This window comes from Streptomyces sp. FH025 (genome assembly GCF_017427025.1).
In the GTDB taxonomy this organism is placed as follows: Bacteria; Actinomycetota; Actinomycetes; order Streptomycetales; family Streptomycetaceae; genus Kitasatospora.
On the sequence record NZ_JAFLNG010000159.1, the window covers coordinates 1 to 12,552 of the forward strand.

Genomic DNA, 12,552 nt, shown 5'->3' on the forward strand with positions numbered 1-12,552 from the left:
CCCCCACCAGGCACGACGCGCAGAACTTCGACACCGGCCCCGGGTGGACCTGGAGGCCCCGTTCACGGCAAACTGGTCTAGACCTCGGAGGTCTAGACCTCAGACTCGCCTCAGAACGGTGGACCCAGTATGGAAATCGTGATCGTCCCTGACGCCTCAGCGGCCGGCGAACTCATCGCCGCGGCGATCACCGATCTGCTGACCGACAAGCCCGAGGCCCTGCTCGGCGTCGCGACCGGCTCTACCCCGCTGCCGATCTACCAGGCACTCGCCGAGCGGGTCCGGGACGGCAGGCTGGACGCCTCCCGGGCGCGGATCTGCCAGCTGGACGAGTACGTCGGCCTGCCCGCCGGCCACCCGGAGTCCTACCGCTCGGTGGTGCTGAAGGAGGTCGTCGAGCCGCTCGGCCTGACCGAGGCCTCCTTCCTGGGCCCGGACGGCAACGCGGCCGACATCGCCGCGGCCGCCACCGCCTACGACCGCGCGCTGGCCGAGGCCGGCGGCGTGGACCTCCAGCTGCTCGGGATCGGCACGGACGGCCACATCGGCTTCAACGAGCCCTGCTCCTCGCTGTCCTCCCGGACCCGGATCAAGACCCTGACCCGGCAGACCCGGGTGGACAACGCCCGCTTCTTCGACAGCATCGACGAGGTCCCGCACCACGTCATCACCCAGGGCATCGGAACCATCCTGGAGGCCCGCCACCTGGTCCTGCTGGCCACCGGCGAGGCCAAGGCCGAGGCCGTCGCGCTGGCCGTCGAGGGCCCGCTGGCCGCCGCCGTCCCCGCCTCGGCGCTCCAACTGCACCCGCACGCCACCGTGGTGGTGGACGAGGCCGCCGCCTCCCGCCTCAAGCTCGCCGACTACTTCCGCGACACCTACGCCGCCAAGCCGGCCTGGCAGAAGCTCTGACCGGCACCCCGGTGAAAGGCCGGGGCGCCGATCCCATCCGATCGGCGCCCCGGCCTTCCGCACGTCCCACGCCGGCCCGCACGTCCCGCCCCGGCCTGCTCCGCCTGCTCGGCCCGCTCGGCCTGCTCGGCCTGCTCGGCCGCCTCAGCGCTTGCGCAGCCAGTCGGCGAAGGCCTCCAGCGCCGGGCCCGGGTCGCGGCGGCCGACGCCGATCCGGAAGCGGTCGGCCGGGGTGGGGGTGAGCTCGGAGCGGAACATGCTCGCGGGCATCAGCAGCACGCCCGCCTGCTCGACCAGCCCGGTGCAGAAGTCCTCCACGCCGTCCGCGCCGAGGTAGCGCGGGTAGGCGACGCAGCCGCCCTCGGGGGCGCGCCACTCGAAGAGCTCGGAGAACTCGGCGAAGAAGGCGTCGAACCGCGGCAGGTTCTCCGCGATGATGCCCCGGTTGCGCTCCAGGATCCGCTCCCGGGCGGTGATCGCGATCCGGGCCAGCACCTCGCTGGGCGCCGAGTTGCAGATCGTGGTGTAGTGCTTGGCCCGCTCCAGCCGGGTGCGCAACTCCCGGTCCCGGCAGGCGATCCAGCCGATCCGCAGGCCGGGCAGGCCGAGCGACTTGGAGGTCACGTTGAGCGAGAGCGCCGTCCCGGAGAGGTCGGCGGCCTGCGGCAGGGTGCGGGCCGGGTCGCGCTCCAGGCCGCGGTAGACCTCGTCCGAGAACAGCCGGATGCCGCGCTCCTCGCACAGTTCGGCCAGGCGGACGAAGTCGGCGGCGTCGATCACCGTGCCGGTCGGGTTGTTGGGGAAGTTGACCGACAGCACCTTGGTGTTCGGCCGCAGCGCCGCCTCGACCGCGTCCAGGTCGAGCGCCCAGTCCCGCCCCGCGTCCAGCGCGACGCCGGTGACCTCGCACAGCGAGAGCGGAACGGTCTCGGCGGACTGGTAGTTGGGGGTCAGCACCACGGCGTGGTCACCCGGTTCGAGCAGCACCTGCATGGCGAGGTTGAGGCCCTCCTGGGCGCCACCGAAGCAGATCACGTCGTCCGCCTCGACCTGCCGGTACATCCCGGCGATGGCCTGCCGCAGCCCCGGGTCGCCGTAGGTCTCGGTGTAGCCGAGGGACAGGGCGTCCCAGGCCTCGCGGTCCTCCGGGCCGGCCAGGGCGAGCAGCTCGGCCATCGTCATGGTCTGGGCGTCGGAGGCGGTGAGGTGGTGGCGGGCGGTGAACTCCCAGCGGGAGAAGTAGGTTTCGAGCCGGAAGTCGGGCAGCCGGGTCATCGGTCTCAGTCCTTCCTGGGGTCTGCGGGGTGCTTGAGCTCGGCGAGCAGGGCGTAGGCGGTCGAGCGGGAGATCCGCAGCGCGGTGGCGACGGCGGGCACGGCGCGGCGGACGGCGAACACCCCGGCCTCGTCCAGCTCGCGCAGCACGGCGAGCCGGTCCTCCCGGGTGAACCGCTCCAGCGGGCGGCCCTGCGCCCGGACGCGGCCGCCGATCACGTCGTTCATCCGCTCCGTCCAGTCGCGCTCGAACAGCGGCTCGGGGCGCGGCGTGGTGGGCGCGGCGAAGTTCGCCAGCAGGGCGGCGGCCTGGTCCAGCGGGCCCCGGTCGAGGTTGACGCAGAGCACCGCCGAGGGCCGTCCGGCGTCGTCGCGCAGCACGGCGCTGACGGAGGAGAGGCGCCGGCCGTCCGGCAGCAGCTTCTCGTACGGGCCGTAGACGTCGGGCGCGGCCGGGTCCAGGGCGTCCAGTTCGCCGAGCAGCGAGGGGGCGCCGGGGCCGCGGGTGGTCATCGGGTTCCAGATGGCCAGTACCCGGTCGGTGGCGGGGTCGTGCAGCACCACCTCGGCGTACGGTCCGAGCAGCAGGGCCATGGCGCGGCAGACCGGCTCCAGGGTGCGTACGCGTGGGTCGGGGGTTTCGGCAGGCATGGATGGACTGTACGTCCAGGCCAGACACTTCGTCCAGAGGCGGGGAAGGGGCGGAACGGCGAAGGCCCCGCCCGCTCACGCGGGCAGGGCCTTCCAGGGCTGGACGTCAGGTGCTCAGCGGCAGGTGATCGACAGGCCGAGGATGGCCGTGCAGCTGCGGGTGTCCCGGCTGGTGGCGGGAGACGGGTCGGCGGGCGCGCCGCCGGTACGGGCCACGGTGACGTCCCAGCTGCGGATCAGGTCCAGCAGACCGGTGCGGACCGAGAAGTGCCGGGTGGTGCTCGCACCCTTGGCCAGCGGGGCGGTCAGCGTGCAGGTGAGCTTGCCGGCCGCGATGGCGCAGTCGCTCGACGTCGTGGTCAGGCCGACCGGCAGCGCGGCGGAGACGGTGGCCGAGGTGACCGGGTCGGGGCCCTGGCCGGTGAGGGTGACGGTGTAGTCGACCCGGCCGGCCAGCAGCTCGCTGACCGGGGTCGCGGTGAGCGCGACGCCCAGGTGGGCGCTGGGGGCGGTGTAGGTGAAGCGGTCGGCGGCGGCCGCCGCGCTGGTGCCGCCCGCCGTGGTGACCCGGACGTCCACCGGGCCGGTCACCGACGTGGCGGGGGCGGTCGCGGTGCAGCTGGTCCTGGTGCAGCTGAACGCGGCGGCCGGACCGGCCGCGCCGAAGGTCACGGCGGTGGCGCCGTTCAGGTCGGTGCCGGTGAGGGTCACCGAGGTGCCGCCCACCCCGGAGCCGCCGTTCGGGCTGACCCCGGTCACCACGGGCACGGGCAGCGGGAAGTTCAGCACCTCCACGGCGTTGCCGGTGAAGTCGGCGAGGTAGCCGCGCCGGCCGTCCGCGCTCAGCGCCAGGCCGTACGGGCTCGCGCCGACCGGGACGGTCGCGGTGACCGTCCGGCTCGCGGTGTCGACCACGCTGAGCGCGTTGTCGCCGTAGTCGGAGACGTACGCGGCGGAGCCGTCCGGGGCGAGGGTGACGGCGTACGGGCCGTTGCCCACCGCGACGGTACCGAGTACGGCGCCGGCCGCGGTGTCGATCACGGCGGCGGTGCCGTCGTCACCGTCGGCGGCCCACAGCCGGGTGCCGTCCGGGCTGAGCGCGAGGCCGAAGGCGCTGTGGCCGACGGGGACGGTGGCGCTCACCGTGCTGCTCACGGTGTCGACGACGGTCACCGCCTTCGCGCCGGAGGCCGCGACGTACAGCCGCCTGCCGTCCGCCGAGAGGGCCAGGCCGTGCGGCTCCGCCCCGACCGGGACGGTGGCCGTCACGGCGCCGGACGACGTGTCCAGCACGCTCACGGTGTCGGACCCGGCGTTGCTGACGTAGGCGCGGGAGCCGTCCGACGACAGCACCAGGCCCCACGGCTGGGTGCCGACCGGGACGGTGGCGGTGACGGTGTCGCTCGCGGTGTCCACCACGCTGACCGCGTTGTCCAGGTGGTGGGTCAGGTAGGCCCGGTGCCCGTCGGGCGAGAGGGCGACCGCGTACGAGCCGGTGCCCGCGGTGAAGGTGCCGGCCACGGCCTTGGTCGTGGTGTCCAGGACGGTGACCGTGCCGGTGCTCTGGCTGGTCACGTACGCCCGGGCGCCGTCCGGGGTGAGCGCCACCCCGGCCGGGTACGGCGCCACCGGCACCTGCGCGACCACGCTCGGCGGCGGTGCGGCGGCCTCGGCGGTGGCGGGCTGGGACAGCAGTGCGGCCGTGGCGGCGGATATCGCCGTGACGGCCGTCCAGGCGCGCCGGGGTGCACGACGTGTTCTCACGGAGTCTCTCCAAGGGGTCGGTGGAGGTGGAGGTGGCGCTGCGTCTGGTGCGGGTCCGGAGCCGCAGGAAGCGTAGAAGGCGGGCTGATGGCACGTCAGGAGTTGATCGGTAATGTCGCCAACTGTTCAGATTCGACCGGGACGCGGTCCCGGGGGCGGACAGCACGCCCTCCGGACGGCCGCCGGACACGGGGCGGATCAGGGGCCGAGCCAGGGCCCGGATCCGGGGCTTGACCAGGGTCTCGATCGGAATCGTGCAGGAAATTGGAGTTGTGGAGTCGCATTCGTTAGCGTTCTAGTCGTGAGGCTGACCAAGAGCACCGACATCGCCCTGCGCATCGCCATGCGCCTGGCGGTACTCGGCGAGGACGACAACCCGACCACCCGCGAGGTGGCCGAGGCGGTCGCCGTGCCGTACACCCACGCGGCGAAGGTGGTCAGTCGGCTGCAGCACCTGGGGGTGGTGGAGGCCCGGCGCGGTCGCGGCGGCGGGCTGATGCTCACCTTCGCCGGTCGGACGGGTTCGCTCGGGCTGCTGCTGCGCGAGCTGGAAGGGGTCGGCGACGTCGTCGACTGCGAGGGCGACCCGCCGTGCCCGCTGCGGTCCGCGTGTCGGCTGCGCGGGGCGCTGCGCAAGGCCCAGGAGGCGTTCTTCGCCTCGCTCGACCAGCTCACCATCGGCGACCTGGTCACCTCCCCGACCGGGCCGGTGCTGCTCAACCTCACGACCCGCCCCACCGACTGATCCGCACACCCCGGGCCTCAACCCTGCAATACGGCCTTTAATGCGAATCTGAGATACCTATTAGGAGTCGTCCGATGCTGTCCGCCAAGTCCGCCGAGGTCGTCGAGGCCACCCTGCCCGTCGTGGGCGCCGCGATCGGTGACATCACCCCGATCTTCTACGACCGGATGTTCGCCGCACACCCGGAGCTGCTGCGCGACCTGTTCAACCGGGGCAACCAGGCCAACGGCACCCAGCGCCAGGCGCTGGCCGGCTCGATAGCCGCCTTCGCCTCCGCGCTGATCGCCAACCCCGACCAGCGGCCGGACGCGATGCTCGCCCGCATCGCCCACAAGCACGTCTCGGTCGGCATCGACAACGAGCAGTACAAGATCGTCCACGAGCACCTGTTCGCCGCCATCGTCCAGGTCCTCGGCGAGGCCGTCACCCCCGAGGTCGCCGCCGCCTGGGACGAGGTCTACTGGCTGATGGCCAACGCCCTCATCGCCATCGAGGACCGGCTTCGCGCCGAGGCCGCCGTGGACGGCGACCCGGCCGACCTGTGGCGCCCGTACACCGTGATCGCCCGCCACCAGGAGACCGAGACCGTCACCACCTACCTGGTCCGCCCGGCCGACGGCCTCCCCGTCCCGGCGTCCCGCCCCGGCCAGTACGTCTCCGTCCGCACCGAACTGCCGGACGGCGCCCACCAGATCCGCCAGTACAGCCTCTCCGGCGGCGCCGACGGGGCCCTGCGCTTCAGCGTCAAGCGCGAGCCGGGCGGCGAGGTCTCCGGCCACCTGCACGACCACCTGCACGCCGGCGACACCGTCGAACTGGCTCCCCCGCTGGGCGACATCTTCCTCGCCGAGGGCGACGGCCCGGTGCTGCTCGCCTCCGCCGGCATCGGCAACACCCCGATGACCGCGATGCTCGACCACCTCGCCGCGACCGGCTCCACCCGGCGGGTCGTCTCGGTGCACGGCGACCGCGACCAGCTCAGCCACGCCTTCCGCGCCGACCTGGAGCAGCTGACCGCCACGCTGCCGGACGCCACCGCGCACGTCTTCTACGAGCAGCCGCTCGGCGAGTGGCCGGCCGAGCGCACCGGGCTGGTGGACCTGTCCGCCGTCGAGATCCCCGCCGGCACCACCGCCTACCTGTGCGGCCCGCTGCCCTTCCTGCGCGCCGTCCGAGGCCAGCTGCTCGAAGCGGGCGTCCCGGCGGCGGACATCCACTACGAGGTCTTCGGCCCGGACCTGTGGCTCGGCGCCTGATATCCGCCCGACCTCCCACGGTCACACCGGCCCGCTCGGTAGCATCACGGGCGGGCCGGTGCCGATTCACCGGCGGCCGTACGGAATTGCGGGGGTCGTAGGAGGGAGCCCGGACTTGCGGGTCGCGCTGTTCGCCACCTGCGTCAACGACGCGCTGTACCCCGCCACGGCGGTCGCCACCGTCCGGCTGCTGGAGCGCCTCGGCGTGACGGTGGACTTCCCCGCCGGGCAGACCTGCTGCGGGCAGCCGCAGTACAACACCGGCTACCGCAGGGCCTGCGAACCGCTGGTGCGGCGCACCGCCCGGGCCTTCGCCGGGTACGACCACGTGGTCACGCCCTCCGGCTCCTGCGTGGCGATGGTCCGGGACAACTACCCGCGGATCGGCGCCCGCGCCGCCGCCGAGGGCCGGGGCACCGCCCTCGCCGACGCCGCCACCGATCTGGCGCCCCGGGTACTGGAGTTGACCGAGTTCCTCGTCGACGTGCTCGGCGTCGAGGACGTCGGCGCCCACTTCCCGTACCGCGTCACCTACCACCCCTCCTGCCACGGCCTGCGGATGCTCGGCCTGGGCGAGCGGCCGCTGCGGCTGCTGCGCGCCGTCCGGGGCCTCGAGCTGGTGGAGCTGCCCGGCGCGGAGGAGTGCTGCGGCTTCGGCGGGACCTTCGCCGTCAAGAACGCGGCGGTGTCGGCCGCCATGGCCGAGGACAAGCTCGCCAACGCCCTGGGCACCGGCGCCCAGGTGCTGTGCGGCGCCGACAACTCCTGTCTGCTGCACCTCGACGGCACCCTGCGCCGCCGGGGCGAGGCACTGCGCCCGCTGCACCTCGCGGAGATCCTGGCCAGCACCGAGGAACACCCCTGGAGGCCGTCGCGATGACCGGTACGTTCCTCGGCATGCCCGCCTTCCCGCAGGCCGCCGCCCGCGCCGTCCGGAACGAGCAGCTGCGCGCCAACCTGCGGCACGCGACCCACACCATCCGCGACAAACGCGCCCGGGCCGTCGCCGAACTCCCCGACTGGGCTGAGCTGCGCGCCGCCGGGAAGGCCATCAAGGACCACACGCTGCGCCATCTCGACCGCTACCTGGTGCAGTTGGAGGAGTCCGTCACGGCGGCCGGCGGCACCGTGCACTGGGCCGCCGACGCCGAGCAGGCCAACCGGATCGTCGCCGACCTCGTCCGGGCCACCGGAGGCAGCGACATCGAAAAGCCTGAGGTCGTCAAGGTCAAGTCGATGGCCACCCAGGAGATCGGGCTGAACGAGGCGCTGGCCGCCGAGGGGATCACCGCCTACGAGACCGATCTCGCCGAGCTGATCGTGCAGTTGGGCGACGACCGGCCCTCGCACATCCTGGTGCCGGCGATCCACCGCAACCGGGCCGAGATCCGGGAGATCTTCGCGGAGCGGATGGCCGACTGGGGCCGCCCGGCGCCCGAGGGCCTCACCGACCGCCCGGCCGACCTGGCCGAGGCCGCCCGGCTGCACCTGCGGGAGAAGTTCCTGCGCGCCCGAGTCGCCGTCTCCGGCGCCAACTTCATGGTCGCCGAGACCGGCACCCTGGTGGTCGTCGAGTCCGAGGGCAACGGCCGGATGTGCCTCACCCTGCCGCGCACGCTGATCTCCGTGGTCGGGATCGAGAAGGTCGTGCCGACCTGGCGGGACCTGGAGGTCTTCCTGCAACTGCTCCCCCGCTCCTCCACCGCCGAACGGATGAACCCGTACACCTCGCTCTGGACCGGGACGACCGAGGGCGACGGCCCGTCCGAGTTCCACCTGGTGCTGCTGGACAACGGCCGCACCGCCGCGCTCGCCGACCAGGTCGGCCGCCAGGCCCTGCGCTGCATCCGCTGCTCGGCCTGCCTCAACGTCTGCCCGGTGTACGAACGGGCCGGCGGGCACGCCTACGGCTCGGTCTACCCGGGACCGATCGGCGCCATCCTGACACCCCAACTGCGCGGCACCGCGAGCCCGGTGGACGCCTCCCTGCCGTACGCCTCCTCGCTCTGCGGGGCCTGCTACGAGGTGTGCCCGGTGGCGATCGACATCCCCGAGGTGCTGGTGCACCTGCGCGAGCGGGTCGCCGACCAGGGCGGACACCCGCTGGAGCGGGCCGCGATGGCCGCCGCCGGCTACATACTGGACCACCCGGCGGCACTCGCGGCCGCCGAACGGCTGGCCGGGCGCACCCGCGCGCTGCACCCGAGCCGGCTGCCCGGGCCCGGGCGGGCCTGGACCGACAGCCGGGACCTGCCGGAGGTCCCGGCCGAACCGTTCCGCGACTGGTGGCGGAGGAATCGTACATGAACGCCAGGGAGTTGATCCTCGGCCGGATCCGGGCCGCGCTCGGCGACACCGCAGGAGTGCCCGAACAGCCGCTGCCACGCCGGTACTTGACCGCGCACGGCCCGACGGACGATCCGGCGGCGCTGCTCGACCTACTGCACCACAACCTGGCCGACTACCGGGCCCTGGTTCACCGCTGCTCCGAACCCGAACTGCCCGACCGGATCGCCGGGTTGCTCGCCACCCGCGGCAGCCGTACGGTCGCCGTGCCGGACGGGCTGCCGGCCGCCTGGCTCTCGGCCGCTTCGCTCTCGGCCGCCGACGGGGTCGAGCTGCTGGCGGACCACGGCGGGCTCACCGCCGCCCGGCTGGACTCCGTGGACAGCGTGGTCACCGGCTGCGCGCTCGCCATCGCCGAGACCGGGACGATCGTGCTGGACGCCGGCCCCGGCCAGGGGCGGCGGCTGCTCTCCCTGGTGCCGGACCACCACGTCTGCGTCGTCCGGGCGCCCGAGCAGGTGGTCGCCTCCGTCCCGCTCGCGCTGCCCCGGCTGGACCCTTCGCGCCCGCAGACCTGGATCTCGGGGCCGTCGGCGACCAGCGACATCGAACTCGACCGGGTCGAGGGGGTGCACGGGCCGCGCACCCTGGAGGTGCTCCTGGTCACCGCCTGAGCTCTCGCCGCCCCGGCCTGAACTCCTGCCGTCAGGGCCTGAGTTCGCCCGCCGTCACGGCCTGAGTTCCAGCGTGCAGCACTTGGCCCCGCCGCCGCCCTTGAGCAACTCGGAGACGTTCACCGGGATCGGCTCGTAGCCGTGCTCCGCGAGGCGGCCCGCCAAGTGCCTGGCGGGCTCCGGCAGCAGCACCCGGCGGCCGTCCGAGACCGCGTTGAGCCCGAACACCTCGGCGTCGGAGCGGTCGGCGAGGATCGCGTCCGGGTAGAGGGAGCGCAGCACCGAGCGGCTGTGGGCGTCGAAGGCCTCCGGGTAGTACATGACGTGGTCGTCTGCGAGGACGGCCAGCGCGGTGTCCAGGTGGTAGAAGCGCGGGTCGACCAGGGTCAGGCTGACCACCGGGACGCCGAACAGCGCCTCGGCCTCGGCGTGCGCGGCCCGCGAGGTGCGGAAGCCCGTCCCGGCGAGCACCCGGCGGCCGACCACCAGGTGGTCGCCCTCACCCTCGTTGACGTGCCCGGCACGGCGCACCTCGCGGTAGCCGCGCGCCCGGAACCAGGCCTGGTAGGCCTCGGACTCGGCGGCCCGCTCGGGGTGGCGGAACGTCGCCACCAGCGCCCGGCCGTCCAGCACGGTCGCGCCGTTGGCCGCGTAGACCATGTCGGGCAGCCCGGGCACCGGGTCGATCAGCTCGACGGTGTGGCCGAGGCGCAGGTACGTCCGGTGCAGCCGCTCCCACTGGCGGACGGCGAGGGCGGTGTCGGTGGGCTGCGCCGGGTCCATCCACGGGTTGATCGCGTAGTCCACCGTGAAGTACGTCGGGCGGCACATCAGGTAGCGCCGCGGCCGCGCCGTACGCGCCGGGGTGTGCGTGGGCATCGCTCAACCGTCCTAGGTTCGCGGGGAGTTCGGGGTTCGGTCACCCCAGAGGCGGCTGCCCCGTCACTCCCGCTCGCACACCCGCGCGGACGTTCCCGCCGGGCGCATCCCCCCGCGCACCCGGCGCGGGCACCGGCGCACGGGCACCGGCGCACGGGCACCGGCGCACGGGCACCGGGGGCCCGGCCCGGACGGCTACCAGCGCAGCGCCGCGAAGTCCACCGGCGCGTTCCGCAGCCGCCGCGCCCGGACGGCGAGGGCGCGCAGCCGCCGGTCGGCCTCCTCGGCGGGCATCCGCCGCCGGTCGCCGTGGCCGGGCAGCAGCCACTCGAAGCGCAACGCGTCCAGGCTGCGGTCCAGCGAGGCGGACTGCTCCTCGATCGAGTACCAGGTCACGGCCTCCTGCATCTCGATGTCCCCGGTGGTGCGGGACCAGTACAGGCTGTCGCCGCTGAAGCAGTAGCGCCGGTCGGCGACGTACAGCACGCTGCCGCGGGTGTGGCCCGGGAAGGGGTGGACGACCAGCCCGGGGGCGATCTCCACCGGGTCGGTGCCGCGCAGCACCTGGTCGGCGTCCGGGGCGGCGTCCAGGTCGCCCTCGTGGATCCAGAGCCGGGCGCCGAGTCGGTCGGCGTAGGCGCGGCCGTGCACGGCGTGGTCGCGGTGGGTGAGCAGGACGTCGGTGACCGGGCCGAGCTCCGCGTAGCGGGCGGCGAGGACCTCGCTGAAGCGGGGCGTGTCGATCATGACCCAGCCGGTGGGGCGGCGGCACAGGTAGGAGTTGGCGCCGGCGGCGCGCCGGGAGTTGTGGCCGAGCAGCAGCACCCCTTCGTCCAGGGCGATCGGGAAGGGATCGGTGCCCGGGTCGAGCCGACCGGTACCGGGACGGATCGAGCGGGTCGGGCAGGCATGGGCGGCGGCGAGCAGCTGCCGCCGCTCGGCCTCGTCGCGCGGCTGGCGGATCAGCTCCGACCGTCCGGCGTGTTCGCGGATCAGGTCCGGTGCGAGCTGCCGGGCGGCGTCGCAGTTGGTGCAGCGGTCGTCGACGGTCCAGTTCTCGGTGAGGTTCATGGCTGATTCCCCTGGGAGCACGGCGGCCGGGCACGGCCACACACTTCGAGGATCGTCCCGACGGGGCACGAACCGGAAGGGGGTGCGGATCTTGTGGTTTCCGGGACGGGGCGCTCTGCGGGTGCCACGGCCGCGCGGGTCGCGCGGGCCACGTGGCCCACATCACGTGCCGCCAGGGTCACCTACGGTGGCGTAGGTCACTTGATTCAGTGAACTATCTACTTCATGCCGAACCTCCAGGAGACCCTTGACCTCAGTTCCTACGTCGCCTTCGGGGACAGCTTCACCGAGGGTCTGAACGACCCGGGTGCCGACGGCGCCTTCGCCGGCTGGGCCGACCGCCTGGCCGGGATCCTCGCCCAGGGGCGGCCGGCGGGCGACTTCCGCTACGCCAACCTGGCCGTGCGCGGACGGCTGCTGGACCAGATCGCGGCCGAGCAGGTGCCGCAGATCCGCCGCCTCCAGCCCGACCTGGCCACCTTCTGCGCCGGCGGCAACGACATCCTGCGCCCCGGCAGCGACCCCGACGAGGTGGCCGAGCGCTTCGAGGCCGCCGTCGTCCAACTCGCCCAGCACGCCGGGACGGTGCTGATCTGCACCGGCTTCGACACCAAGGACGTTCCGCTGCTCAAGCACCTGCGCGGCAAGATCGCCACCTACAACGGCCACATGCGAGCGGTCGCCGACCGCAACGGCTGCAAGGTGGCCGACCTGTGGTCGCTGCGGGCGGTGCAGGACCGCCGCGCGTGGAGCGAGGACCGCCTGCACCTCTCCCCCGAGGGCCACCAGCGGGTCGCCCTGCTGGCCGCCCGCTCGCTGGGCCTGCGCACCGAGGACGACCCGGAGGCCCCGTGGCCGAGCGCCCGCGTCCTCTCCCCCGCCGACCAGCGGCGCGAGAACATCCAGTGGGCCCGCGAGCACCTCATCCCATGGGTCGGCCGACGCCTGCGCGGCGAGTCCTCGGGCGACCACGTCGAGCCCAAGCGCCCGGAGCTGCTGCCGCTCTGACGGACCGTCACCAGCATGCGCCGGGGCGCTGC

The 12,552-nt window shown here is 73.7% G+C and carries 12 protein-coding genes; 7 read left to right on the forward strand and 5 right to left on the reverse strand.

What is annotated here, in order from left to right:
- Nucleotides 1-129 precede the first annotated feature (129 nt).
- Nucleotides 130-912 (forward strand): glucosamine-6-phosphate deaminase, encoded by a 783-nt coding sequence (gene nagB / locus J0670_RS14125; RefSeq protein WP_207811898.1) that lies wholly within the window; start codon nucleotides 130-132, stop codon nucleotides 910-912.
- A 144-nt stretch (nucleotides 913-1,056) separates the two neighbouring features.
- Here the strand turns inward: nagB and J0670_RS14130 are convergent, their stop codons facing one another.
- From J0670_RS14130 to J0670_RS14140, 3 genes are all read right to left on the reverse strand, one after another.
- On the reverse strand, nucleotides 1,057-2,187 hold the full coding sequence (locus J0670_RS14130; protein WP_207811899.1) for an aminotransferase class I/II-fold pyridoxal phosphate-dependent enzyme: 1,131 nt from the start codon (nucleotides 2,185-2,187) through the stop codon (nucleotides 1,057-1,059).
- Nucleotides 2,188-2,192: 5 nt separating this feature from the next.
- A complete protein-coding gene (locus J0670_RS14135) occupies nucleotides 2,193-2,837 on the reverse strand; it encodes a transcriptional regulator (protein WP_207811900.1) in 645 nt (214 codons plus the stop codon).
- Nucleotides 2,838-2,951: 114 nt separating this feature from the next.
- Nucleotides 2,952-4,601 carry a YncE family protein gene (locus tag J0670_RS14140; RefSeq protein WP_207811901.1) on the reverse strand — a complete coding sequence of 550 codons (1,650 nt, stop codon included), beginning with the start codon at nucleotides 4,599-4,601 and terminating at the stop codon, nucleotides 2,952-2,954.
- A 301-nt stretch (nucleotides 4,602-4,902) separates the two neighbouring features.
- Here J0670_RS14140 and J0670_RS14145 point away from each other — a divergent pair, with 301 nt between their 5' ends.
- The 5 genes from J0670_RS14145 to J0670_RS14165 all read left to right on the forward strand — a co-directional run bounded on the left by J0670_RS14145 (nucleotide 4,903) and on the right by J0670_RS14165 (nucleotide 9,562).
- Nucleotides 4,903-5,346, forward strand: a complete 444-nt coding sequence (locus J0670_RS14145; RefSeq protein ID WP_207811902.1) for an Rrf2 family transcriptional regulator — start codon at nucleotides 4,903-4,905, stop codon at nucleotides 5,344-5,346.
- A gap of 74 nt (nucleotides 5,347-5,420) precedes the next feature.
- On the forward strand, nucleotides 5,421-6,602 hold the full coding sequence (locus J0670_RS14150; protein WP_207811903.1) for a globin domain-containing protein: 1,182 nt from the start codon (nucleotides 5,421-5,423) through the stop codon (nucleotides 6,600-6,602).
- 115 nt (nucleotides 6,603-6,717) lie between these two features.
- On the forward strand, nucleotides 6,718-7,482 hold the full coding sequence (locus J0670_RS14155; RefSeq protein WP_207811904.1) for a (Fe-S)-binding protein: 765 nt from the start codon (nucleotides 6,718-6,720) through the stop codon (nucleotides 7,480-7,482).
- Nucleotides 7,479-8,909, forward strand: coding sequence for a lactate utilization protein B (locus J0670_RS14160; RefSeq protein WP_207811905.1), 1,431 nt, complete (start codon nucleotides 7,479-7,481; stop codon nucleotides 8,907-8,909). The genes J0670_RS14155 and J0670_RS14160 overlap by 4 nt, the downstream gene beginning before the upstream one ends.
- Entirely contained in the window at nucleotides 8,906-9,562 is a 657-nt protein-coding gene (locus J0670_RS14165; protein ID WP_207811906.1) for a lactate utilization protein C, read from the forward strand. The genes J0670_RS14160 and J0670_RS14165 overlap by 4 nt, the downstream gene beginning before the upstream one ends.
- Before the next feature lie 54 nt (nucleotides 9,563-9,616).
- Here the strand turns inward: J0670_RS14165 and ddaH are convergent, their stop codons facing one another.
- Both ddaH and J0670_RS14175 read right to left on the reverse strand, forming a co-directional pair.
- Nucleotides 9,617-10,441: a dimethylargininase gene (gene ddaH, locus J0670_RS14170; RefSeq protein WP_207811907.1), complete on the reverse strand. Its 825-nt coding sequence runs from the start codon at nucleotides 10,439-10,441 to the stop codon at nucleotides 9,617-9,619.
- A gap of 195 nt (nucleotides 10,442-10,636) precedes the next feature.
- Nucleotides 10,637-11,512, reverse strand: coding sequence for an MBL fold metallo-hydrolase (locus J0670_RS14175; protein ID WP_207811908.1), 876 nt, complete (start codon nucleotides 11,510-11,512; stop codon nucleotides 10,637-10,639).
- 225 nt (nucleotides 11,513-11,737) lie between these two features.
- Between J0670_RS14175 and J0670_RS14180 the strand changes: the two genes are divergently transcribed.
- Nucleotides 11,738-12,520: an SGNH/GDSL hydrolase family protein gene (locus tag J0670_RS14180; RefSeq protein ID WP_207811909.1), complete on the forward strand. Its 783-nt coding sequence runs from the start codon at nucleotides 11,738-11,740 to the stop codon at nucleotides 12,518-12,520.
- Nucleotides 12,521-12,552 lie beyond the last annotated feature (32 nt).